Source organism: Pseudomonas sp. FW300-N1A1, from assembly GCF_058789115.1.
This window is the reverse complement of the sequence record NZ_JBYTBK010000052.1, coordinates 1-23526: the sequence shown is the minus strand read 5'-3', so window position 1 is coordinate 23526 and position 23526 is coordinate 1. Positions and strand designations below refer to the sequence as shown.

Genomic DNA, 23526 nt, shown 5'->3' with positions numbered 1-23526 from the left:
GCCACGGGGATAACGCAGCGCTCCACGCAGCGAACTTAGCGGACTGCCTTCGCCGACTAAGCGGATAGACCCTCCCCCACCCCACTCTCTCTAATGTGCACATCGATTGGCCTGAATAAAAAAAGGGGCACACCCATGAGTGGCGAAAAAAACTTCGAGCAATGGAAAACCTTCATTGAAGGCTGCCTGGACTTCCGTCCGGCAGAGGGCGTGTTCCGCATCGCCCGGGACATCTTCACCGAGCCGCAGCTGTTCGACCTGGAAATGGAACTGATCTTCGAGAAGAACTGGATCTACGCCTGCCACGAAAGCGAACTGGCCAATAACCACGACTTCATCACGATGCGTGCCGGGCGCCAGCCGATGATTATCACGCGCGACGGCGACGGCAAGCTCAACGCACTGATCAACGCCTGCCAGCATCGCGGCACCACCTTGACCCGGGTGGGCAAGGGTAACCAGTCGACGTTCACCTGCCCGTTCCATGCCTGGTGCTACAAGAGCGACGGCCGCCTGGTCAAGGTCAAGGCGCCTGGCGAGTACCCCGAAGGGTTCGACAAGGCCACCCGAGGCCTGAAGAAGGCCCGCATCCAGAGCTACAAGGGGTTCGTGTTCATCAGCCTGGACGTACACGGCGACAACAGCCTGGAAGACTTCCTCGGTGACGCCAAAGTGTTCTTCGACATGATGGTCGCCCAGTCGCCCACCGGTGAGCTGGAAGTGCTGCCCGGCAAGTCGGCCTACACCTACGACGGCAACTGGAAACTGCAGAACGAGAATGGCCTGGATGGCTACCACGTCAGCACGGTCCACTATAACTACGTGGCCACGGTGCAGCATCGCCAGCAGGTCAACAGCGACAACGGCACCGCCACCGGCAGCACCCTGGACTACAGCAAGCTGGGGGCCGGCGATGCCAATACCGACGACGGCTGGTTCGCCTTCAACAACGGCCACAGCGTGCTGTTCAGCGACATGCCCAACCCGACGGTGCGCTCCGGCTACAGCACGATCATGCCGCGCCTGATCGACGAGCACGGCCAGGAAAAAGCCGAATGGATGATGCATCGGCTGCGCAACCTGAACATCTACCCGAGCCTGTTCTTCCTCGACCAGATCAGCTCACAGCTGCGCATCATCCGCCCGGTGGCGTGGAACAAGACCGAAATCATCAGCCAGTGCCTGGGGGTGAAGAACGAGTCGGACGCCGACCGCGAAAACCGCATTCGCCAGTTCGAGGACTTCTTCAACGTCTCCGGCCTCGGCACACCGGATGACCTGGTGGAATTCCGTGAAGCCCAGCGCGGTTTCCAGGCTCGCCTGGAACGCTGGAGCGATATTTCACGCGGCAGCCACCGCTGGGCCACGGGTGCCACGCCCAACAGCGAGGCGATCGGTATCGCCCCGGCCATGACCGGCACCGAGTTCACCCATGAAGGGCTTTACGTCAACCAGCACAGCAACTGGCAGAGATTCCTGCTCGATGGCCTGGACGCGAAATCCCTGAAGCTACGTGAGGTGTGAACATGAATGCGCAATTGCAGTACCAGATCGAGCAGTTTTTCTACCGCAAGTCCGAGCTGTGCGACGCCAAGGAGTGGGACGCCTACCTCGCCCTCTTCGACGAGCACAGCGAGTTTCACCTGCCGCAGTGGGATTCGGAGCATGTCTATACCCAGGATCCCAAGCGCGAGATGTCACTGATCTACTACGCCAACCGCTCGGGCCTGGAAGACCGGGTGTTCCGCCTGCGCACCGGCAAGGCGGCCTCCGCCACGCCCTTGCCGCGCACCCTGCACCAGATCAACAACGTGCGCATCAGCGAACTGCCACAGGGTGAACTGGAGGTGCGGTTGAACTGGCACACGCTGTTCTATCGCCTGGCGACCTCCGAGCAGTTCTACGGCACCGCGACCTATCGCCTCAAGCCGCATGACAACAGCTGGATCATTGCCCGCAAGCATGTGCTGCTGCTCAACGACACCATCAACTCGGTGCTCGATTTCTACCACCTCTGACACCATGGAGACCGGGGTATGAACCACAAGGTTGCGTTCAGTTTCGCCGATGGCAAAACACTGTTTTTTCCCGTGCACGCCAACGAAATATTGCTCGATGCGGCGCTGCGCAATGGCATCAGGATTCCGCTCGATTGCCGCGAAGGGGTGTGTGGCACCTGCCAGGGGCGCTGTGAGTCCGGCGACTACAGCCAGGACTATGTGGACGAGGACGCCCTGTCCAGCCTGGACCTGCAACAACGCAAGATGCTCACCTGCCAGACCCGGGTAACCTCCGATGCGGCGTTCTATTTCGACTTCGCCTCCAGCCTGTGCAATGCCGCCGAACCCGCTCGACTCAACGGCACCGTGACGCAGGTCACCCAGGTCTCGGCCAGCACCGCGATCCTGCACCTGGACCTGGGGGCCAGCGCCCAGCCGCTGGACTTTCTACCGGGGCAGTACGCCCGCCTGCTGATTCCAGGCACCGCGGATTTGCGCTCCTATTCGTTCGCCAACCGCCCGACCAGCAGCAATCAGTTGCAGTTCCTGATTCGCCTGCTACCGGACGGGGTGATGAGCAACTACATTCGCGAACGCTGCCAGGTCGGCGATCAGATCGCCCTGGAGGCGCCGCTGGGAGCATTTTACCTGCGCCACATCACCCGACCGCTGGTGCTGGTGGCGGGCGGTACGGGGTTGTCGGCCCTACTGGGCATGCTGGATGAAATTGCCGAACGCGGCTGCGAATACCCCGTGCACCTGTACTACGGTGTGCGCGAGGCGGCCGACCTGTGCGAGGGCGAGCGCATCCGGGCCTATGCCCGGCGCATTCCGGGGTTTCGCTACACCGAGGTGCTCAGCGAACCCACGCCCTGCTGGACAGGCAAGCGCGGCTACATCGCCGAACACTTCGATACCAGTGAACTGCGCGATGCGCCGGCCGACCTGTATGTCTGCGGGCCACCGCCCATGGTCGAGTCGATCAGGACCTGGCTGGCGAGCCAATCCCTGGAAAACGTGCAGCTTTATTACGAAAAATTCACTGAAAGCAACACCTGACGCTCACAAACAGGCGCTAATTGAATAAGCTGTCGGGGTGCAACAAAGCCGGATCAAAACAACTAGAAGGTAACCAGATGGCGGATGAAAGACAGCAACAAGGCGAACTCAAGCGGGGGCTGAAAAATAGACACATTCAGCTGATCGCATTGGGCGGAGCAATTGGTACAGGGTTGTTCCTGGGTTCCGCTGGCGTACTCAAGTCGGCAGGGCCTTCCATGATTCTCGGCTATGCGATTGCCGGGTTTATCGCCTTCCTGATCATGCGCCAGCTGGGCGAAATGATTGTCGAGGAGCCGGTCGCCGGTTCCTTCAGTCACTTCGCGCATAACTACTGGGGTGGTTTTGCCGGCTTCCTGTCGGGCTGGAACTATTGGGTACTGTATGTACTGGTGGGCATGGCGGAACTGACCGCGGTCGGCAAGTACATCCAGTTCTGGTGGCCCGAGGTGCCGACCTGGATCAGTGCCGCAGTGTTCTTCGTGCTGGTCAACCTGATCAACACGATGAACGTGAAAGTCTTCGGTGAAATGGAGTTCTGGTTCGCGATCATCAAGGTCGTGGCGATCATCGGCATGATCGCCCTGGGCTGCTACATGCTATTCAGTGGCACTGGCGGCCCGCAGGCCTCGGTAAGCAACCTGTGGGAGCACGGCGGGTTCTTCCCTAACGGCACCACCGGCCTGCTGATGGCGATGGCGTTCATCATGTTCTCCTTCGGCGGCCTGGAGCTGGTGGGTATCACCGCCGCTGAAGCCAGCGAACCACGCAAAGTGATTCCCAAGGCGATCAACCAGGTGGTTTACCGCGTGTTGATCTTCTATGTCGGCGCACTCACCGTGCTGCTGTCGCTGTACCCATGGGACCAACTGCTGCAAACCCTCGGCGCGTCCGGCGATGCCTACAGCGGCAGCCCGTTCGTGCAGATCTTTGCCCTGATCGGCAGCGACACCGCCGCGCAAATCCTCAACTTCGTGGTCCTCACCGCCGCGCTGTCGGTGTACAACAGCGGCGTCTACTGCAACAGCCGCATGCTGTACGGCCTGGCCGAACAGGGCGATGCGCCGAAACAGTTGATGAAACTGACCAAGCAAGGCGTGCCGTTGCTGGCGCTGGGTGTGTCGGCACTGGTCACTATGCTGTGCGTGGTGGTCAACTACGTGGCCCCCCATGGAGCGCTGGAGTTGTTGATGGCCCTGGTGGTTGCCTCGTTGATGATCAACTGGGCGCTGATCAGCCTGACGCACCTGAAGTTCCGCAAGGCGATGAAGCAAAAAGGCATCGTGCCGGGCTTCAAGGCGTTCTGGTCGCCGTACACCAACTACCTGTGCCTGGCCTTCATGGCCGTGATCATCGGTGTCATGCTGATGATTCCAGGCATTCGGGCGTCGGTGTTCGCCATCCCGGTCTGGGTCGCGATCCTGTTCGTGGCCTACCGGATGCGCGTGGCTCGCACCCGCGCCTTATCGGTCACTCAATAAGCGTTCGCCAGACAGTAAAAAGCCCCGGCATTCACTGAATGCCGGGGCTTTTCATTGACCGATCAGAGGGTCGACCGCACTCGCCACAGTTCTGGGAACAACACAGTGTCGAGCATCTTGCGCAGGTAGCCGACGCCTTCCGTACCACCGGTGCCTGGCTGGAAGCCGATGATCCGTTCAACCGTGGTGACGTGGCGGAAACGCCACTGGCGGAACGAGTCTTCGAGGTCGATGAACTTCTCGGCCAACTGATACAGGTCCCAGTACTGCGAAGGGTCTTTGTAGACCACACGCCAGGCAGCTTCGACCGTCGCGTCATGCGCGGTCGGCTGGGTCGGGTCGCACGTCAAGCGCTGCGGATCAATCGCCAGCCCCGAGCGGGCCATCAAGTGAATCGCCTCGTCATACAGCGACGGTGTGGCGATCGACTTTTCCAGCTCCGCCAACAACTCCGGGCGGTGAGCATGGGGGCGCAACAGCGTTGCACTCTTGTTGCCGAGGATGAACTCGATCTCGCGGTACTGGAACGACTGGAAGCCCGACGACTGCCCCAGGAACGGCCGGATCGCGTGGTACTCGGTTGGGGTCATGGTCGCCAGTACGGTCCAGGCATGCACCAGTTGATCGAAAATCCGCGACACCCGCGCCAGCATCTTGAACGCCGGCGGCAATTCGCCCAGGCGAACGTGTTCGCGGGCAGCCTTGAGCTCGTGCAGCATCAGTTTCATCCACAGCTCGGATGTCTGGTGCTGGATGATAAACAGCATTTCGTTATGGTCCGGGGACAGCGGATGCTGGGCGCTGAGAATCTTGCCCAGGTCCAGGTAGTCGCCGTAACTCATGGAGTCGGAAAAATTCAGCTCGGCGTTATGCCATTCGTCTGTCGGGTTGCCCGGTGAATAGGGACATTGGCTCATCGAACCGACTCCTCAGGTTGCAGTGTAGGGAGTGGACGCAGGATTGCCCGAACCGGGCTGGCGTCCAGATTGGCGAAGCGCAGCGGTAGCGCGATCAGCTCGTAGTCGCCTTCCGGCACCTCATCGAGCACGATGCCCTCGAGGATCGCCATGCCATGGCGGGCCACGGCGTTGTGCGCATCCATGGTCTTGGATTGCTGGGGGTCCAGCGACGGTGTATCGATGCCGATCAAGCGCACGCCCAGGCTCGACAGCAGCTCGACGGTTTCCTTGGCGACCGCGGTGAAGTCCGGGTCCCAGGTCGCCAGGGGGGCCTGTCGATAGGTGCGCAGCAGCACGCGCGCCGGCACATTGGCCAGCCGCCCTTGCAGTTGCCCGGGCTGAACCAGGGCGCCGCTGTCCAGGCAGTGCAGGACGCGGCACGGGCCCATGTAGACCTCCAGCGACACCTCGCCAATGGGCGCGCCGTCGGGGCGGTAATGCAGCGGTGCATCGACGTGGGCCCCGGTGTGGGGAGACAGGGTGACGCGGCCGACGTTGACCGGGCACTCGGGCCCGAACGTCCACACGCGCTCTTCCTGAAACGGCGTATCACCTGGCCACGTGGGGGTTGCGGTGCTCAAGGGGGGACTGATGTCCCACCACGATGGTGTAGTTTTCATTATTGGAATCTCGGCCTGCTCACCCGTGAATGATACGAGTGAAACCCGTCAACTTTCTTGCGAAATCCTTCGGCAACGGCCAAATGTTTCGCACTTAATGCTAAAAAAACGAAGTTTATCGGATAGAAGTTTCAATGGATGCGACAGGTGCTATCCAAGGATCTTGACTCTCCCCCAAGGGGCCGACTTTATCCTCCTGGTTTTACCTTCCAGGGAGAAGCACATGGGCAAACGGATACTGGTGATTCTCGGCCACCCTTCCAGTAACAGTTTTTGCGGCGCCCTGGCCGACCGCTATGTGCAGGCGGCAAACAGTGCCGGGCATGAGGTCCGCGAGCTGCGCCTGGGCGCCTTGAGTTTCGACCCGATTTTGCGCGAGGGCTACCAGCAGGTTCAGCCGCTGGAAGCCGACCTGCTGAAGGCTCAGGCGGACATCACCTGGGCCGAACACCTGACATTTGTGTACCCGATCTGGTGGGGGGCGATTCCAGCGTTGCTCAAGGGGTTTTTCGACCGGGTGTTCCTGCCTGGCTTCGCCTTCAAGTACCGTCCCGGCAAGGCCTTTCCAGACAAGCTGCTGCAGGGTCGCACCGCCGACCTGCTGGTGACCATGGACACACCGCCCTGGTATTACCGCTGGATCTATCGCATGCCCGGCGTGCATCAAATGCGCAAGACCACCCTGGACTTTTGCGGCATCAGACCGCTGAACACCCTGACCTTCGGCCCGGTGCTCAACTCAACGCCGCAGCAACGGAACAGCTGGTTGATGCAGGCGCAGGCTATCGCTGAGGGCTGAGTCTCGGAGATAATCGGCGGTGTCATCCGGGACACTTACGAGAAAGGGACTTTTCATGTACATCGGTAAAGCGGCAAAGCTGTCGGGCACCACTATCAAGAGCATCCGTCACTACGAGGACATTGGCCTGTTGCCGCCTGCGCAGCGCCAGGGCAAATACCGCATTTACGACCAGCACAGTGTCGACCTGTTGAGCTTCATCAAATGCGCCCAGCAATTGGGTTTCAAGCTCAAGGAAATGCAGGTGATGCTGCAGGACCACCGCGACCAGACGCCACCCTGGGACCTGGCCCTGCAGGCCATCGTCGACAAAAAGCAGCAGTTGGCCGACAGCATCGTGCAACTGACCCAGCAACACCAGCAACTGTCCAAGCTCCAGGCGAGCCTGGCGCACGTGCAACAGCACTGCCCGCTCGAGCGGGTTTGAAGCTGCGCGCGTTTCTGGATAGCTCAGTGTCGAGCACAGACAACTGACCCGCGGATGGACGCTATAGGGTGCGACTTCAGTCCTGCCTAACGCTCGGAGTCAGCATGTCAAAACCCATTACCGTCCTGCGCGATACCCATCCGCTGCCCGTCCTCGACGCCTGCAAATGGGAAAAGCTCGAAGGCGATCCGCACACCGTCAACCTCAACGCCTACACCAGCGAGGATGGCAGCAAGATCATGGGCACCTGGATCTGCACACCGGGCAAATGGCGAGTGGACTACGTGAAGTGGGAATACTGCCATTTCCAGGAAGGCTACTGCGTGATCACCCCGGACGGCATGGAACCGATCCACCTGCGTGCCGGTGATATCTTCGTCGTGGAGCCGGGAATGAAAGGCACCTGGGAAGTGGTCGAGACCGTACGCAAGTATTTCGTGTTCGCCTGAGCACAAAAAACCGGGAGCCCACCCGACGTGGGCTCCCGGTAAAAATACGCTGCGGGGCAAGAGCTCCCCCCCTGTGGCGAGGGAGCTTGCTCCCGCTGGTACGCGAAGCGGACCCAAAACCGGGGATCGCGGTGTATCAGGTAAAACACATGTGCTGATTTGCGACTGCTTCGCACTCGAGCGGGAGCAAGCTCCCTCGCCACACAAAGTCCGCTGCCACACGTCCGGTGTAAAAAACCGGGGCACCACTCGGTGCAGTCCCCCGGAAACACCCTACTGAGGTTTGCGATAGCCGTTGATGATCGCCGAGAAGTCCTTGCCGCCTTCACCGCGCAGGCTCATGGCCTGATACAGCTGCTGGGCCACCGCCCCGAGCACCACCGGCTGGTGCACCTGGCGCGCGGCTTCAGTGGCCAGCCCCAGGTCCTTGAGCATCAGTTCGGCACCGAAACCGCCGGTGTAGCCACGGGACGCCGGGGCCGTTTCAACCACGCCCGGCCACGGGTTGTACATTTCCGAACTCCAGCAACGGCCGGTGGAACTGTTGATGATCCCCGCCAGCACGCCCGTGTCGATCCCAAGGGCATCGCCCAGGGCCATGGCTTCACTGACGCCGACCATGGAAATCCCCAACAGCAGGTTGTTGCAGATCTTGGCGATTTGCCCGGTACCGACTTCGCCGCAGTGCACGATGTTGCGGCCCATCTGCGCCAGCACCGGTTGCAGGATGGCGAACAGTTCCGGGGTAGCACCGACCATGAAGGTCAGTGTGCCGGCCGCCGCGCCACCGGTACCACCGGAAACCGGTGCATCGGCCATGCTCACGCCTTGTTTGGCCGCCGCGGCGGCGACATCGCGGGCGGTCTGCGGATCGATGGTGCTGCAATCCACGGCGGGCACGCCCTTGGCGATCCCGGCCAGCACGCCGTCTTCACCGAGCCAGACGCTGCGCACATGCACGGCGGCCGGCAGCATGGTGATCACCAGCTCTGCACCTTGCGCGGCTTCGCGGGCCGTCGCACTGATGGTGCCGCCCAGTTGTGCCAGCTCCGCGAGCACGGCTTTGTTCAGGTCGACCAGGTTCAGCGAATGGCCGGCCTTGATCAGGTTGCGCGCCATCGGCGCGCCCATGTTGCCGAGACCGATAAAAGCGATTTTCATGTCCGGCTCCTCAACGCAGGTTGATGGTGGTGTTCACACCGTCATTGACGCTGTCATCGTCGAACCAGCGGCTGGTGACGGTCTTGGTTTGAGTGTAGAACTGCACCACTTGCTTGCCATACGGGCCCAGGTCGCCGAGCTTGGAGCCGCGGGAACCGGTGAAGCTGAAGAACGGGACCGGCACCGGAATCGGGATGTTGATGCCGACCTGACCCACGTCGATTTCATTCTGGAATTTACGCGCCGCCGCACCGCTCTGGGTGAACAGGCCGGTACCGTTGCCGAACGGGTTGGCGTTGACCAGGGCAATGGCCTGATCCAGGGTGTCGACTTCCAGCACCACCAGCACCGGGCCGAAGATTTCCTGGGTGTAGATCTGCATATCGGTGGTCACACCGGAGAACAGGGTCGGGCCGACAAAGTTGCCCTGCTCGAAACCCGGAACGCTGACATCGCGACCGTCCAGTTCAAGCTTCGCACCTTCCTTGATGCCGCTCTCGATCAGTTCCAGAATCCGCGCCTTGGCACGCTTGGAGATCACCGGGCCAACATCGGTGCCTGGCTCGCTGCCAGCGTTGACCTTTAGTTGTTGCGCCAGGGCCTTGAGGTCTGGCAACCACTGCTTGGCCGCGCCCACCAGCACCACCACCGAAGTGGCCATGCAGCGTTGACCGGCCGCGCCGAAACCTGCACCGACCAGAGCGTTGAGCGCTTGCTCACGGTTGGCATCGGGCAGCACTACGGCGTGGTTCTTGGCGCCCATCATCGATTGCACACGCTTGCCGTGCTTACCAGCCAGGTCATAGACGTGGGTACCGACCGCGGTCGAACCGACGAACGAAACAGCCTTGATGTCCTTGTGGGTGCATAGGGCATCCACCACGTCCTTGCCGCCGTGCACCACGTTGAGCACGCCAGCCGGTACGCCGGCCTCAATCGCCAGCTCCACCAGCAGCAGGGTCGACAGCGGGTCCTGTTCGGAAGGCTTGAGGACGAAAGTGTTGCCGCAGGCGATGGCCATCGGGAACATCCACAGCGGAATCATCGCCGGGAAGTTGAACGGCGTGATACCGGCGCACACACCGATCGGCTGGCGCAGGGTGTAGGTGTCGACGCCACCGGCGACGTTTTCAGCGAACTCACCCATTTGCAGGCTGCCGATGGAGCAGGCGTGCTCGACCACTTCCAGGCCACGGAAAATATCGCCTTCGGCGTCGGCAATGGTTTTGCCTTGCTCGGCGCTCAGGACCACGGCGATGCGTTTGGAGTGTTCGCGAATCAGCGCCTGGAGCTTGAGCATGATGCGCATCCGCGCGCCAATCGGGGTCAGCTTCCAGGTCTGGAAGGCGCGATGGGCCGCACTGATCGCCGCGTCAACTTCCTCGGCCGTGGCGAACGGGACTTTGGCCAGCACTTGCTGGGTCGCCGGGTTGACGATGTCGTGCCATTCGGTGGTCCTGGACTCGACCCACTGACCATCGATCAACAGCTTGACGGTCTGCACGGTGGTTTCGTTGGGCGTAAGCGATGCGTTCATGCTGATCTCCGGAACTTGTAATTATGCTAGGAGCCAAGGCGAGCAAGTCGCCTTGAGATGAGGCGTGTACCGCGAATTGGTTATCGGGCTGTTTTTGGAGTATAGATGTGCAAACTTCTAATAAGAACGCACATAAAAGCCGGTCCAACATGCAAAAAAACATCACATCCCTGGGTTCCCTGAACTGGGACGACCTGAAGTTTTTCCTTGAAGTCGCCCGCACCCGCAAGGCCAGCACCGCCGCCAAGCGCCTGGCCGTGGACTACACCACGGTGTCGCGGCGCATCAGCTCGCTGGAAGGCTCAATGGGTACCTTGCTGTTCGAGAAGTCCCGGACCAACGGCTTTGTCCTGACCGCCGAGGGCCAGCGTTTGCTGGGGTATGCCGAGTCCATAGAAAGCACCCTGCACATGGCGTGCGAACAGGTCTCGGGGTCGGGAGTGGCGTTGTCCGGCCACGTCCGGATGGGCTGTACCGAGGGCTTCGGCAGTTTTTTCATCACCCCGCAGCTCAGCCACTTCGTCGATGCCTACCCGGCGATCTCGGTGGACATCCTGCCGCTGCCGCACTTCATCAGCCTGTCCAAGCGCGAAGCCGACATTGTCATCGCCCTGGAGCGCCCGGAACACGGTCCTTACGTCTGCTGCAAACTCTGCGACTACCGTTTGCAGTTGTACGCGACCCAGGACTACCTCGACCAGCACCCACCGATTCGCCGTCCGGCCGATCTGGGCCAGCATCAGTTCATCAGCTATGTCGACGACCTGGCCTTCAGCTCTGAGCTGCTGTACCTGGCCAATGTGCTGCCCGGCGCCAGCGCCAACCTGCGCAGCACCAGCGTGATCGCGCAGTTTGTCGCGGCGCAGCAAGGTCGCTCGCTGGCGATCCTGCCGTGCTTCCTGGCCGCCCAGGATCCACGACTGCTGCCGGTATTACCGGAAGAGATCACGATCACCCGGCAGTTCTGGATGTACTGCCGCGAAGACCTGCGCAAGCTCAAGCGGATTACCCTGTTGTGGGATTACATCCGCGCCGTGACCGAGCAGAACCAGGCGCTGTTGATGGGTGAGACCCGAACGATGCGATTCGCCGACTAGTCGGCGCTGACCACGATCGACACCCGGCGGTTCTCGGTGCGTCCCGCAGCGCTGTTGTTGGGTGCCACCGGCTCGCTGCTGCCCAGGCCACGCAGCTGAATGTTCTCTTCGCGCATGCCAACGCGGGTCAGTACCGTGGCCACACTCTTGGCCCGGCGCAAGGACAGTTGCTGGTTATAGGCTTCCTTGCCCGAGGCGTCGGTGTGGCCGTCGACTCGCACGCGCTCGATGCCGACGCCCAGCAGCGCCTTGCCAATCCGCTCGACGATCTCGGTGCTTTGGGCGTTCAGGCGTTCCACGTCACTGCCAAACAGCACCTTGCCCGACAAACCGAACTCCCAGCCTTCCTCGGTCAATTCGAACCCCTGTTGTTTGAGCACGGTGATTTGCGCGGGGGTGAGACCTTTTGGCGGCGCGGTCTGGCACCCGGTCAAGGCCAGCATGGCCATGAACAGGGTCAGGGTGAAGAGTCGAAGGGAACGCTGAGTCAGAGAAAACAAGGGGGTTAGCTCCTGGTTTGAACGTTGACGGCAAGGTGCTCCGACCGTGCCGTGTATTGCCCGCCTCGAGCGAGGCTTTTGGCGTGATACATCGCCGCATCGGCGGCATTGAGCAAGGCGCCGGGGGTGGTGCCATGATCGGGAAAAATCGAGATGCCCACGCTCAGTGAGGTCAGGACCGAGTGACCGCCTGGCAACTGAACCGGCATCTGCATGCTGTCGATAATCTTGCCGGCAATCCGTTCGGCATCTTCGGTCCTGTGCAACGGCGTCAGCAGCACGGCAAACTCATCGCCTCCCAGGCGTGCCACCAGGTCCTCTTCACGCAACTGCGCCCGGACCCGGTTAGCCACCGCCACCAACACCGCATCACCCGCGGCGTGGCCGAAACTGTCGTTGATCTCCTTGAAGCGGTCACTGTCGAGAAACAGCACCGCCACCCGCTGATTGTGCTTGCTGCCGTTGCGCAAGGCGCGGATCAAGCGGCCTTCGAAGAATGCCCGGTTCGGTAGCCCGGTCAGGCTGTCGTGGCTGGCCTGGTGAGCCAGGGTTTCATTCTCGCTTTGCAGATTAGTCTGCCAGGACTCCAGTTCATCGAGCAGGGCATTGAAGTCATTGCCCAGGCTGTCCAGTTCGGCGATACGCGCCGGTGGCACACGCTGGTCAAACGCGCGCTCAATCCGTGCGGCATGGGCGACATCCGCCCAGCGCCGTAACGGGCCGATGATTCCTTGCAGTTGCCGGCGCGCCAGGAACATCGCGACCCCAGCACTCAGCGCGGTGCACAGGACGATCCCGGCCAAACCGCTGAGCAGGAAGCGCATCAGGCTGGCGCCATGTCCGGTCAGCAGAATACTGCCCACGGGCCGATCCTGATGGACGATGGGCAGGCGGATGGGTTCTTCCAGCAGGGCGCGGGAAATCTGCATTTCAAGCTCCGACACCAGTCCGGTGTCCGGCCGCTGCCAACGCGCCAGCAACTGGCCACTGGCGTCGAACACCTGGGCATCGGCCACTTCTTCCGTGGCGGCGATCAAGGCCAGCGCCTCGTTCGCCGCCACGTTGTCGTTGAACACCACCGCCGCTTCCACGGTGTAGCTGATGGAGCGGGCAATCAGGTGCAGGTTGTGATCGGCGTACACCCGCAAGGCCAGCACGCCCAGCGCGGTCAGGGACAAGCTGGTCATGGCCACGCCGACCAGGGCGACGATCAGGTTGCCACGGCCAATGACCGAGCGCAGGGTCGGGCGCGCGCTTCTATTGAACAGGCTCATGGGGCCGCCTGTTTACGGCGTGACAGTTGCAGGACGCTGGGGTGAATACGCACGCCGCTGCGAGCGACCGAGTCGAGGTTGACCTCGAATGACACATGACTGTCGGTGACCTGCAGGCAGAACAGACTGCCAACCGTACATTGATCGCCGCCCTCGCTGATACTCAGCACCGGGCGACCGGTCAGCGCGGCAAACAGCGTGTTGCGCTCCTCGGGGGTCAACTTGCCGAGGTAGACCGCATCACATTCGTTGACAATGTCCGGGTGGCTGGCCAGCAGGCGTCGCACGAGCACCGGGCGCCCGGTGGCCTGGGTCGTGCCCTTGACCAGGTCGTCGGTGTATTCCGTGGGCCCGATCACGCAGAGCCGCAACCGGGTCGGTTCTACCGGCCAGCGCGCATAACTGAGAATACCCAGCACGACCTGGGTGACGGATTTTGCGCGTTGATCGGCCATGCTCACAGGCGCTTGCGACTGGGCGAACAGCGGAAGGCTGAACAAACAGAACATACCGGCCAGCCAGAATCGCTTCCAGCCCACCATGCATTCTGTCGTCCAGACAGCCAGCTTCATGCAGGAATTCTCTTTGATCGTGACGAAAATGATGCCGCAACGATAGCACAGCACAGAAACAGCGGCGAGGCCACGCAGTGCGCGGCCCGACTGACTATCCGGTGTTTCCAGCGCCCGCGACCCATGGAAAAGCTGATCGATCAGTCATCTTTCACCGCCTTCAGCCCAGCTCCAGCATCAACCCGCTCAAGCGCTTGACCTTACGCCGCACCGCCTCTTCGAACACGCCGCTGCGGGGCTCTATCAGACTGAACCAGTCCTTGGCCCGGGTAATGCCGGTGTAGATCAGTTCCTTGGTCAGCACCGGGTTCAGCGCATCCGGAAGGATCAGTGCGGTGTGGGCGAATTCCGAGCCCTGGGATTTGTGCACCGTCATGGCATACACGGTTTCCACATCGTTCAACCGGCTCGGTAGCACAAACCGCACGCCTCCCTGGCCATCGTTGCGGGCAAAGGCCACACGCAGCACCTGGCGACCGGCATCCTGCCCATCACGCTCTGGCAGTTTGAGGGCAATGCCGATGTCGCCGTTCATCAGACCCAGGCCGTAGTCGTTGCGCGTCATCAGCACGGGCCGGCCTTCGTACCATTGCTGGTCGCTGTCGATCAGTCGGGCCTTGAGCAACGCGGTCGTGATGCGCTGATTCAGCCCTTCCACCCCCCATGGTCCCTTGCGCACGGCGCACAGCAACTGGAACGCATCAAAGGCGTGCAAGACATCGCGGGCCCAGTTCTCCCAGCACGCATCGTCGGGGACGGTGTCCAGGGGCGGGCGCTGATTGCGCAGCAGGCTCAGGTAATGCCGATACCCTTTCGGCCCGTCACCCTGGCCATCGAGCAGCAGGCGCTCCAGCGCCCTGTCCTGTTCGCCCTTGAGCGCCAGCACATGCAGATCGGCATGGCTACGGGCCGCCAGCAACTGCCGTGCGTGCTCGGCGTTCTGTTGATTGACCCAGCGCGCCAACTGACCGATGCCGCTGCCCTCACCGAAGCGCCGCGAGTGACGCAACATCACCACTTGCTGGGCCAGCGGGTGACGGCCATCGAGGTCTTCCTGCAACTCGCTGCCGCCCAGCTGTTCACCGCTGACCGCTTGCAGCCAGTCACGGGTCTGTGGGCTGTACCAACCGCCCTCGGCATCGCGACACAGGTCACCGAGTACGGCGCCGGCTTCCACCGAGGCCAGTTGATCCTTGTCACCCAACAACACCAGGCGGGCATGGGCCGGCAGGGCGTCGAGCAGGTTGGCCATCATTTCCAGGTCGATCATCGACGCCTCGTCGACCACCAGCACATCCAGCGGCAGCGGATTTCCAGCGTGATGCCGGAAATGCCGGGTGCCCGGACGACTGCCCAGCAGACGGTGGACCGTGGTCACGTCAGAGGGGATCTTGTCTCTCACATTGTCGGCGACCTGCAGCGTACGGACTTGCTGGCTGATGGACTCGGTCAACCGCGCGGCAGCCTTGCCGGTCGGTGCCGCGAGCCGGATGCGCAACGGCTTTTGCGCCTCCACGGCGGGCGCCTGGAGCAGTGCCAGCAAGCGCACGACGGTGGTGGTTTTACCAGTGCCTGGCCCGCCGGTGATGATGCTGAATGCACCACGGGTGGCCAGGGCACAGGCCAGCTTCTGCCAATCGATCGGGGCACCGGCCTTGACCGGTCCAAACAATCCGTCGAGGCGTTCGGACAGATCAGCGGCGACCGGTTCATGGGCCACCAGCCGCTCGCGCAATGCGCTGTCGATGCGCCGCTCGTACGTCCAGTACCGGCGCAGGTACAGGCGCTTGCCGGACAACACCAACGGCCGGTGCCGGGTCTCTTCTCGCCCATCGACGGCCAACGCCACCAGCGGGCTGGACGCCAGCACCTTGCACCAGTGGGCACCTTCCACGGCTTCCAGCAATTGCGAGGGCAACAAGCGGGTGCCGGTCTGCACCTCGCCTTCCGGCGGCAGGGACAGGGCGAAGTCCGGTTCCTTGAGCGTCTCGAACAGGTCAAGGCAGACGTGACCGTGCCCCAACTGGTGACTGGTCAATGCGCCCGCCAGCAACACCAGGGGATCACCGTCCGGGTCGCGCTCATGGAGGAAGGCGACAAAGGCCTTGTCCAGCGCCCGCAGCCAGCCGCGCTCGACCCAGCGCTCAAGCAACAACAACAAGTCCTCGGCACGGCTCAGGGGCGCCAGTTGCGCCAGGCTCTCGGCCGTCAGGGGTGTGGGTAACAGGTCGGCGAAGGAACGATTCATAGCAATACACCCTGCTCCCAGGCGGCTTCGGCCCTGGGTTCTGGTTGGCCCTGGAACAAGCGGTCCAGGCGTTCGATCAAGGTGCGTGGCGGACGGGTGAAATACACGCCCTGGCTCGCTGCCTGAGTGCCCCGCAGGAACAGGTACAAGGCGCCGCCCATGTGGCGGTCGTAATCGTAGTCGGCGAGCCGCGCCTTGAGTTGGCGATGCAGCGCCAGCAGGTACAGCACGTACTGCAGGTCATAACGGTGATCGAGCATCGACTGCTCCATGGCCTGCTCGGTGTAGGCCGAGTCATCGGCACCCAGCCAGTTGGATTTGTAGTCGGCCACGTAGTAGCGCCCCTCGTGCTCGAAGGTCAGGTCGATAAAGCCCTTGAACATGCCATTGAGTTTCACCGGCTCGGCCGCTACCCGGGCAGCACCACCATGGGTGTATTGCCGCACCAGCTCATCGAGTTTCAGCACATCGACGGTGTGGCTGGCGAACCAGAACTCCATCTCCACCCGGTACTCGGTCAATTGTCCCAATACCACCGGCGATTGGTCCGCGCCCAGGCGCAACGGTGCCTGGATCAGGTGCTCCAACCAGCCACTCAGGGTCGTGATCCAGCCCTCCCAGCCGCGGCGGTTGCAACGGCGGGCAATGGCGTCTTCGATGGCCTGGCTGTCGGCGCTGAAACCCTCGTTGCCGGCCCACTCCAGTAGACCATGAAGAAAGGTCCCGGGATTCGGCCCACGGGGAAAACGATGGATATCGCCGCCACTGACGAGCACCTCACGGGGGGCGTCCGGGTCAAGGCGCTCGTCATCGAAGAGTTTTTGCGCTTGCGGGCTTTCCGGGGCCTCGTCGCCAGCACCCGCCAGGCGGTCGCCAATGCGCAACGCACTGTAGGAGGCGATCCACCAGTTTTCCGCCGCCCTGCGCTTCGGCTCTCGCGGTGCGAGTAACTTCGCCTCATTGCGCGGTGGGTGATAGCGCTCGTCGGTGGCCTCGGGCATCTCGCCAACGCTCAGCGCCACGCAGTCGTGCTGCATGTCTCGCAGCCAACACGCCAGGCCCGCCGATTCAGCCAGCTGTTCGCCCCCGCCGAGCACATAGCCCAGCGCAGAGAGGTGCAGCACCGAGCTGTTGCTGTTGCCACGCTTGAGGTCGCTGACGCCGAGCCAGCACGCATGCCGGGCCCGGGTCAGGGCCACGTAGAGCAACCGTAAGTCTTCTGCCAGGCGCTCGTGGTCAGCCCGTGCGATCAGCTCGGGCGTCGGGCTCATGGAGACCTGAGACTTGCCGTGCTCATCGTGGTAATGCAACGGCAGGCGACTGCCGTCCACCGGCTTGGCCGAACAGATGAACGGCAGGAAGACCAAGGGGTATTCAAGGCCCTTGGACTTGTGGATGGTGACCACCTTGACCAGTTGCTCGTCGCTTTCCAGGCGCAGGATCTGCTCCTCACCGGCCTGCCCGGACAACGCCAGGTGCTCGGACAGATGCCGGATCAGGGCCTGCTCGCCATCCAGTTCGGCGGCGGCCTGTTGCAGCAATTCCGAGAGGTGCAGCAGGTTGGTCAACACCCGCTCGCCATCGCTGCGGGCAATCAGCGCCTGAGGCAGTTCGAAGTCGTGGAGCAAGCGCCGCAACATCGGCAGCACCCCCTGAGTCCGCCAGATCAGCCGATACGCACGAAACTGCATGACGCGCCGTTCCCAGGCCAACTCGTCCTGGTTCAAGCGTTCCAGCTCTATCAACGACAGGTTGAGGGTGATGCTGGCCAATGCCGCACGCAGCGGACGCTCGACATCCGGCTCGGCACAGGCCTTGAGCCAACTCAGCAGGTCATGGGCTTCCTGGGCGGCGAACACTGAGTCCTTGTCGGAAAGGTAGACACTGCGTACCCCTCGCGCGGACAACTCATTGCGCACGGCCTGGGCCTCCTTGCCATCGCGCACCAGAATCGCAATGTCGGCCGGCAGCAAGCCCACGAGCGCTTGCGCGTCGCGCACGAAACCCGCCCGCCCCTGCTGGCCACCGTTGAGTAACGCGGTAATTTCACTGGCGCACGCCGCGGCCAGTTGCTGTCGATAGACGGCACCCGACAGGGGCTGTTCACTGGACAGCTGCCAGACATTCAGCGCCGGCACCGCCTGGCCGTCGACCTGCAACGACTCCTTGCGGCCCTGGGACGCTACTGGCGAAAAGGGGACGGGGTTCTCGCCGTCCGGCTCACGGAACAGAAATGCGCCACGCCCCTGCTCTCGGCGTTCAGCCCTCTGGAACACATGGTTCACCGCATCGACCATGCCGTGGCTGGAACGGAAGTTGGTGCCCAGGGTGTGCAAGCGTCCGCTCGTCGCCTGGCGTGCCCGCAGGTAGGTGTAGATATCGGCGCCCCGGAATGCATAGATCGCCTGCTTCGGATCGCCGATCAGAAACAGCCCGCACTCCGGGTTGTTGTCCTCAATGCGATAGATGCTCTCGAAGATGCGGTACTGCACCGGGTCGGTGTCCTGGAACTCATCGATCAGCGCAACCGGGAACTGCTCACGGATCAAGGTCGCCAGGCGCTCACCGCCCTCGGCTTGCAGCGCCGCGCGCAGGCGCAGCAACATGTCGTCGAAGCCCATTTCCGCGCGACGGCGTTTCTCGTGCTCAAAGCGCGCACCGATCCACTGCGCCGCATGTTTCAACACCGCGGCGTCCGGCGTCGGCAGTGCATCCAGGCGGGCTTTCAAGCCGGACATGGCGTCCAGCCCTGGATGAGTGGGGGCCTGGCCTTTCCAGGCCTCCGCCATGCCATCGGGCGTCAGGCGAGTGAAGCCGGTGCCGATGTCCAATTGCTCAAGGCTTTCATCCTCGGCCCAGGCACTGATTTTCTCGAACCAGGGCTCGAAGTAACGGGCTTGCATCTTGCGACCGTCAACGGCCTTGCTCGCCACGCCCTGCAGGCAGATGTCACGCAACTCGGGAGCCCATTGCACCCAGGGTACCTTGAGCGCCACCAGCGCCTCACGTCGTGCCTGCAAGCACTCGCCAATCAACTCGGCCGGTGCCTTGCCCTCTACGCTGTCGCGCTCACTGTCGAACAGTCCACGCACCCGCGACAACAAGGCCGCCGGGCCGCCCCAGTTGGAGCGCACCCAGTTCAGCGCGTCGCCCTGCATCGGATAGCAATACAGGCGCCAGTAATCGCGCACCACTTCGCCGAGCAAGTCGCTGTGATCGGTCTCAAGGGATTGGGTAAACAGGCTGCCACTGTCGAATGCGTGCTCGCGCAGCATGCGCTGGCACCAACTGTGGATGGTCGAAACGGCGGCCTCATCCATCCATTGCGCGGCAATGTCCAGGCGGTTCGCACAGCCGGGCCATTGCTCGACGCTGTACTGCCCGCGCAAGTCGGCGATCAGGCTGTCGGGGGCCGGTGTTTCGTCGCGGAAGAACCGGGCGGCTTCCGCCAGTCGGGTGCGGATACGCTCGCGCAGCTCCTTGGTGGCCGCATCGGTGAAGGTCACCACGAGAATTTGCGGCGGCAGCAGTTCGCGGCCAAAACCACTGAGCTGATCGCCGTGCCCCAGCACCAGGCGCAGATACAGCGCCGAAATGGTGAAGGTCTTGCCGGTACCGGCGCTGGCTTCGATCAGTTGGCTGCCGTGAAGCGGGAAGGCTAATGCCAAGGGGACTGTTGCTGTCATGCGGGCGATTCCTCGCGGGTCACGGAACGCCAGGAGGCTTCGAGCAGCGGACGGTAGAGCGCGTCACACCAGGCCTCGAAGGTTTTATCGGCAATCAGGGCGTTGTAATCGGCGAACTGCCGTGCCAGCGCGGGGCTTTCCCGTCGCTCGCCTTCGCTGGTCAAGCCATCGCCCTCGTAGGCCTTGCGAGCCGCGGCCTGCGCTTTGGCCGGATCGGTCTGGCCCAGCCAGGCGAACGCAGTCTTGACCGCCACCGGCAGGGGCTGACGCATGCCCGACTGCCAGGCCTGCAGCAGATCGCCAAGGATCTTCAGCGCGGCGTTTTCGTCCAGCGGGGCCAGTAGCAGGGTGTCGTCACTGGCGACCAAGCCCGTGGTCATCGGCAAGCCGCACGCGCAGGCCACCAGGTGGTTGATCCACGGCCGGGTCAGCCGATGCCATTTGCGCGTCTTGGTCGAGCCAATGCTGTTGGGAATCGTCGTGACCGACAGCAAGCCACCGTCGGCCCGCTGATGGAGCCCGCTGAGCCAGCCCTCCAGACTCACGCCATTGAGCTGCAGCGAAACCGGCAGCGCGCTGGTGTTCGGTGTAGGCCACAACGCCAGCAGCTGTTGATAACGCTGCACCAGATCCGGCAGTGGCTCGATCAGCTCACGCTGCAGGCACTCACCGAAACCGGCCATCGGCAGCAAGCCACTGTGTTGCAGGCGCTGGGCCTGGAGCTGCAAGGCTTGCTCGGGTTGATCTGGATGGCTGAGCGCCGCTTCCAGCAAGCTGTCGCTCAGGCTGTAGCGCTGCAAGGCATCAAGCACAAAGGGCTCTTCGTCTTCCAGGGGGGGCTGGGCCGATTCGAAAAACACTTTGAGGCGCTGACTGAAAAAGTGTCGCACCGGGTGGCGCAGAAAATCCTGAAGCTGCGCCAGGCTCAGCGGCTCCTCCTGAACATAGGGCTCCAGGAGGACCGACGCCTGGGAGGGCGGGCGATCCTCATGCAATAGCTGCCATTCCCGGGCGTAGCTGAACAGCTGATCACCTTCATGGAAATAGCGTGCGCTGAAGGGCTGCAGTGGATGCTCCTGGGTCATCGCCGCCAGCAGCTCTTGCTGTTCATCCACGAGCCTCCAGCCATTGGCCAGGTGATCACGCAACTGACCGATGAGCACCGAGGCCGGGCGCTCGCTGTTGTCGCGAATACTGCGTCCGACCCAACTGATGTAGAGCTGATCGCGCGCCGAGAGCAAGGCTTCAAGCAGCAGGTAGCGGTCGTCCTCTCGCCGCGAACGGTCACCGGGGCGGTAGTCGCTGCCCATCAGGTCGAAGTCCAGTGGCGGTTGCGCACGCGGGTAATCACCGTCGTTCATGCCCAGCAGGCATACCAGCTTGAACGGGATGGCGCGCATCGGCATCAGCGTGCAGAAATTCACCGCGCCAGCCAGGAACCGCTGGGACAAGCGCCCCTGGTCGAGGCCGGCCAACCAGGCTTCACGCACGACGGTCAGCGGCAGCTCGTCGTGCAGGCCAACCGACTCGCAGGTCTCCAACCAGGTTTCGCGCAGCAGTTCGAGCTGGGCGAGCAGGTAGTCGTCGTGCTCATTGCTGGCCAGGAAAAATACCTGCATCAGGGCTTGCAGGCGCGCGCCCCATTGCTCGGGCGACGCCGGTCGTGACAACTCCTGGTGAGCAATCTGCAAGGCATCGAGCAAGGCTACCAACGGGCCGATCAGGGCCGCATCCAGGCCGCCGATTTCATCGTAGGGTTCGATGCCATCGCAGGCCTCGCCACTGCCCACGGCATAGCCCAGCAGCATGCGGCGCAAGCCGAAACGCCAACTGTTTTGCTCGAGCTCACCCGGCAGCCCCAGGCCGGCACGCTGTTCGGCACTCATGCCCCAGCGAACACCCGCGCCTTCTATCCAGCGATGCAGCGTCGGAAGGTCGCGCTCTTGTACCCCGAATCGGGCACGCAAGGCGGGTACGTCGAGCAAGTCGAGGATTTCACTGACCGGGAATCGGCTATCGGGCAACTTGAGCAAATGCTCGACGGCAATCAGCAGCGGGTCACGGCCACGCTGGCCCTGATCCGTCAGGGTGAAGGGGATAAAGCGCCGATCCTCGCGCTCAAGCTGGCCGAACACCGCCCGGATGTGAGGCGCATAACTGTCGATGTCCGGCACCATCACGATCACATCCCGTGGGCGCAACTGAGGGTTGGCACTGAAGCGCGCAAGCAACTGGTCATGGAGAATCTCCACTTCACGTTGTGCGCTATGGGCAATGTGAAAACGAATCGACTCATCCTGCGTGAGGTCGATGGCCGGCCACAGCTGGCGGGTTTCATTCAGCGGACGCAACTCCAGGATGTCGTCCTGCAGTTGGTTGAGCAGGGTGAGCGGCGGGGTATCGCTGAACAGGTCGATGCGGCCGTCGCGAAATGCCGAGCGGTAGCTGTTGGGATCGTCGTAGCTGTCGAGCAGGTTGATGTAGTCACGACCTTGCTTGCCCCAGGCCGCCAGCAACGGGTGTGCGTGCTGGTGCAGGGTCTGCGGGTCAAGCACCACCGGCATGCCGGTCTTGCGCGCCTGACGTTTGTATTGATGCCTTAATAGGTCTTTATCGGCGACGATGTCTGCCCAATGGTGACGACATGGGTTATGCACACACAACAGGACCTGGCTGAAACGCGCCAATCCAGCGAGGGCTTCCAGGGCTTGGGCGGGCAGTGAAGAGATACCGAAAACGATGACCCGGGACGGCAAGCCACGGGGGGCTGTGTCCAGGCGGGTGATGGTTTCAATGAAGCGCTGGTGAACACCGGCACGACTTTGCGCCATGCCTTGCTCACCCACATCCAGCAGTAACGCACGCCACAACTCGGCCTGCCAACAGTTAGCCGGTGTCAGGGGTTTGCTCTCGCCTCGGCCATTACGAAGCTGATGACGTCCTGCTGCCCAGTCTTCCAGCCAGTCCGCACGGTAGACCTGATACTGGTCGAACAAGTCCGCCAGGCGCTCAGCCAATTGATAGCGCTTGCGCAGATCGGTGTCGTTGGTCAGAAAGCGTTGCAGGGGCTCGAAGTGCGGCTGATTGATCAACTCCGGCAGTAGTCGCATCAAACGCCAAGTCAGTGGTGCCTTGTCCAGCAAGGACTTGGCGGGGATCTCATCGCGTCCCAGCACCAGCCGATAGAGTTGCCACATAAAGCTGCCAGGCAACTGCACATCTATGGCCGCTGCAATGCCGCAGCCGCCCATATCGTCGTCTTCAGGGTCTTCGGCCAATGCCAGCTTCAGCCATTGGGCGATGCCGTTGCTCTGCACCAGAGCAATTTCATTTTCCAGAGGCGCGAGCGGATAACGCCGCATCCAACTGACTACCAGACTACGCAGTTCATCCAGGCGATTGCCGTGGACCACCATAAAGCCAGCGCTGAGCAGCGAGGCGTCCGCCATGAGAGCTTCCTTGGAAATGTGCAAAAGCCAGGGTCGAACCTTAGCATTGTCAGGTGCCTGTGACAGCCTGAAGCAGTCCAGTGCGATGGCCAGCGAGTGACAACTTTTTCGCGCACAAAAACAAAACCCCTACCTGCATACGCAGATAGGGGTTTCGGAATTTAATCTTGACGATGACCTACTCTCACATGGGGAAACCCCACACTAC

The 23526-nt window shown here is 62.3% G+C and carries 18 protein-coding genes; 8 read left to right on the top strand and 10 right to left on the bottom strand.

Annotated features, from left to right (window positions below; translation table 11 throughout):
• Nucleotides 1–135: 135 nt before the first annotated feature.
• The 4 genes from antA (at nucleotide 136) to AC3WQN_RS23415 (ending at nucleotide 4540) form a co-directional block, all read left to right on the top strand.
• Nucleotides 136–1524 (top strand): anthranilate 1,2-dioxygenase large subunit, encoded by a 1389-nt coding sequence (gene antA, locus AC3WQN_RS23430; protein ID WP_103401752.1) that lies wholly within the window; start codon nucleotides 136–138, stop codon nucleotides 1522–1524.
• 2 nt (nucleotides 1525–1526) lie between these two features.
• The gene (gene antB, locus AC3WQN_RS23425; protein ID WP_103401753.1) at nucleotides 1527–2018 is read left to right on the top strand and encodes an anthranilate 1,2-dioxygenase small subunit; all 492 of its coding nucleotides are present in this window, start codon (nucleotides 1527–1529) and stop codon (nucleotides 2016–2018) included.
• 18 nt (nucleotides 2019–2036) lie between these two features.
• On the top strand, nucleotides 2037–3059 hold the full coding sequence (antC, locus tag AC3WQN_RS23420) for an anthranilate 1,2-dioxygenase electron transfer component AntC (RefSeq protein WP_103401754.1): 1023 nt from the start codon (nucleotides 2037–2039) through the stop codon (nucleotides 3057–3059).
• Nucleotides 3060–3136: 77 nt separating this feature from the next.
• Entirely contained in the window at nucleotides 3137–4540 is a 1404-nt protein-coding gene (locus tag AC3WQN_RS23415) for an amino acid permease (RefSeq protein WP_103401755.1), read from the top strand.
• Nucleotides 4541–4602: 62 nt separating this feature from the next.
• Here the strand turns inward: AC3WQN_RS23415 and kynA are convergent, their stop codons facing one another.
• Nucleotides 4603–5457, bottom strand: coding sequence for a tryptophan 2,3-dioxygenase (kynA, locus tag AC3WQN_RS23410; protein ID WP_103401756.1), 855 nt, complete (start codon nucleotides 5455–5457; stop codon nucleotides 4603–4605).
• A complete protein-coding gene (gene kynB, locus AC3WQN_RS23405; protein ID WP_095081768.1) occupies nucleotides 5454–6119 on the bottom strand; it encodes an arylformamidase in 666 nt (221 codons plus the stop codon). The genes kynA and kynB overlap by 4 nt, the downstream gene beginning before the upstream one ends.
• Before the next feature lie 223 nt (nucleotides 6120–6342).
• On the opposite strand from kynB, the gene AC3WQN_RS23400 reads away from it, so the two are divergent.
• The 3 genes from AC3WQN_RS23400 to AC3WQN_RS23390 all read left to right on the top strand — a co-directional run bounded on the left by AC3WQN_RS23400 (nucleotide 6343) and on the right by AC3WQN_RS23390 (nucleotide 7794).
• A complete protein-coding gene (locus AC3WQN_RS23400; protein WP_103401757.1) occupies nucleotides 6343–6918 on the top strand; it encodes an NAD(P)H-dependent oxidoreductase in 576 nt (191 codons plus the stop codon).
• Between the two features lie 55 nt (nucleotides 6919–6973).
• Nucleotides 6974–7345 carry a MerR family transcriptional regulator gene (locus AC3WQN_RS23395; RefSeq protein ID WP_103401758.1) on the top strand — a complete coding sequence of 124 codons (372 nt, stop codon included), beginning with the start codon at nucleotides 6974–6976 and terminating at the stop codon, nucleotides 7343–7345.
• Nucleotides 7346–7449: 104 nt separating this feature from the next.
• The gene (locus tag AC3WQN_RS23390) at nucleotides 7450–7794 is read left to right on the top strand and encodes a cupin domain-containing protein (RefSeq protein WP_095081774.1); all 345 of its coding nucleotides are present in this window, start codon (nucleotides 7450–7452) and stop codon (nucleotides 7792–7794) included.
• 273 nt (nucleotides 7795–8067) lie between these two features.
• Here the strand turns inward: AC3WQN_RS23390 and mmsB are convergent, their stop codons facing one another.
• A complete protein-coding gene (mmsB, locus tag AC3WQN_RS23385; RefSeq protein ID WP_103401759.1) occupies nucleotides 8068–8955 on the bottom strand; it encodes a 3-hydroxyisobutyrate dehydrogenase in 888 nt (295 codons plus the stop codon).
• A gap of 10 nt (nucleotides 8956–8965) precedes the next feature.
• Nucleotides 8966–10492, bottom strand: coding sequence for a CoA-acylating methylmalonate-semialdehyde dehydrogenase (locus AC3WQN_RS23380; protein WP_103401760.1), 1527 nt, complete (start codon nucleotides 10490–10492; stop codon nucleotides 8966–8968).
• Nucleotides 10493–10641: 149 nt separating this feature from the next.
• Here AC3WQN_RS23380 and AC3WQN_RS23375 point away from each other — a divergent pair, with 149 nt between their 5' ends.
• Nucleotides 10642–11589: a LysR family transcriptional regulator gene (locus AC3WQN_RS23375; protein WP_095145121.1), complete on the top strand. Its 948-nt coding sequence runs from the start codon at nucleotides 10642–10644 to the stop codon at nucleotides 11587–11589.
• Here AC3WQN_RS23375 and yfiB read toward each other — a convergent pair.
• The 6 genes from yfiB to recC form a co-directional block, all read right to left on the bottom strand.
• Nucleotides 11586–12089 carry an outer membrane lipoprotein YfiB gene (gene yfiB, locus AC3WQN_RS23370; protein ID WP_492589092.1) on the bottom strand — a complete coding sequence of 168 codons (504 nt, stop codon included), beginning with the start codon at nucleotides 12087–12089 and terminating at the stop codon, nucleotides 11586–11588. The genes AC3WQN_RS23375 and yfiB overlap by 4 nt on opposite strands.
• A gap of 5 nt (nucleotides 12090–12094) precedes the next feature.
• Entirely contained in the window at nucleotides 12095–13363 is a 1269-nt protein-coding gene (dgcN, locus tag AC3WQN_RS23365) for a diguanylate cyclase DgcN/YfiN (protein ID WP_103401761.1), read from the bottom strand.
• Nucleotides 13360–13935 (bottom strand): regulatory sequestration protein YfiR, encoded by a 576-nt coding sequence (gene yfiR / locus AC3WQN_RS23360; protein WP_095081781.1) that lies wholly within the window; start codon nucleotides 13933–13935, stop codon nucleotides 13360–13362. Before yfiR ends, dgcN begins: the two co-directional genes overlap by 4 nt.
• A 160-nt stretch (nucleotides 13936–14095) precedes the next feature.
• Complete coding sequence (gene recD / locus AC3WQN_RS23355) at nucleotides 14096–16183, bottom strand: exodeoxyribonuclease V subunit alpha (protein ID WP_103401762.1); 2088 nt, start codon at nucleotides 16181–16183, stop codon at nucleotides 14096–14098.
• Nucleotides 16180–19869, bottom strand: coding sequence for an exodeoxyribonuclease V subunit beta (gene recB, locus AC3WQN_RS23350; RefSeq protein WP_103401763.1), 3690 nt, complete (start codon nucleotides 19867–19869; stop codon nucleotides 16180–16182). The genes recD and recB overlap by 4 nt, the downstream gene beginning before the upstream one ends.
• On the bottom strand, nucleotides 19866–23318 hold the full coding sequence (recC, locus tag AC3WQN_RS23345) for an exodeoxyribonuclease V subunit gamma (RefSeq protein WP_103401764.1): 3453 nt from the start codon (nucleotides 23316–23318) through the stop codon (nucleotides 19866–19868). Before recC ends, recB begins: the two co-directional genes overlap by 4 nt.
• Nucleotides 23319–23526: the final 208 nt, after the last annotated feature.

Coding starts and splice junctions, on each gene's coding strand:
- antC (WP_103401754.1), top strand. CDS start 2,037: ATGAACCACAAGGTTGCGTTCAGTTTCGCCGATGGCAAAACACTGTTT.
- mmsB (WP_103401759.1), bottom strand. CDS start 8,955: ATGAAAATCGCTTTTATCGGTCTCGGCAACATGGGCGCGCCGATGGCG.
- kynA (WP_103401756.1), bottom strand. CDS start 5,457: ATGAGCCAATGTCCCTATTCACCGGGCAACCCGACAGACGAATGGCAT.
- recD (WP_103401762.1), bottom strand. CDS start 16,183: ATGAATCGTTCCTTCGCCGACCTGTTACCCACACCCCTGACGGCCGAG.
- AC3WQN_RS23375 (WP_095145121.1), top strand. CDS start 10,642: ATGCAAAAAAACATCACATCCCTGGGTTCCCTGAACTGGGACGACCTG.
- AC3WQN_RS23380 (WP_103401760.1), bottom strand. CDS start 10,492: ATGAACGCATCGCTTACGCCCAACGAAACCACCGTGCAGACCGTCAAG.
- kynB (WP_095081768.1), bottom strand. CDS start 6,119: ATGAAAACTACACCATCGTGGTGGGACATCAGTCCCCCCTTGAGCACC.
- antB (WP_103401753.1), top strand. CDS start 1,527: ATGAATGCGCAATTGCAGTACCAGATCGAGCAGTTTTTCTACCGCAAG.
- AC3WQN_RS23390 (WP_095081774.1), top strand. CDS start 7,450: ATGTCAAAACCCATTACCGTCCTGCGCGATACCCATCCGCTGCCCGTC.
- AC3WQN_RS23395 (WP_103401758.1), top strand. CDS start 6,974: ATGTACATCGGTAAAGCGGCAAAGCTGTCGGGCACCACTATCAAGAGC.
- recB (WP_103401763.1), bottom strand. CDS start 19,869: ATGACAGCAACAGTCCCCTTGGCATTAGCCTTCCCGCTTCACGGCAGC.
- AC3WQN_RS23415 (WP_103401755.1), top strand. CDS start 3,137: ATGGCGGATGAAAGACAGCAACAAGGCGAACTCAAGCGGGGGCTGAAA.
- AC3WQN_RS23400 (WP_103401757.1), top strand. CDS start 6,343: ATGGGCAAACGGATACTGGTGATTCTCGGCCACCCTTCCAGTAACAGT.
- recC (WP_103401764.1), bottom strand. CDS start 23,318: ATGGCGGACGCCTCGCTGCTCAGCGCTGGCTTTATGGTGGTCCACGGC.
- yfiR (WP_095081781.1), bottom strand. CDS start 13,935: ATGAAGCTGGCTGTCTGGACGACAGAATGCATGGTGGGCTGGAAGCGA.
- dgcN (WP_103401761.1), bottom strand. CDS start 13,363: ATGAGCCTGTTCAATAGAAGCGCGCGCCCGACCCTGCGCTCGGTCATT.
- antA (WP_103401752.1), top strand. CDS start 136: ATGAGTGGCGAAAAAAACTTCGAGCAATGGAAAACCTTCATTGAAGGC.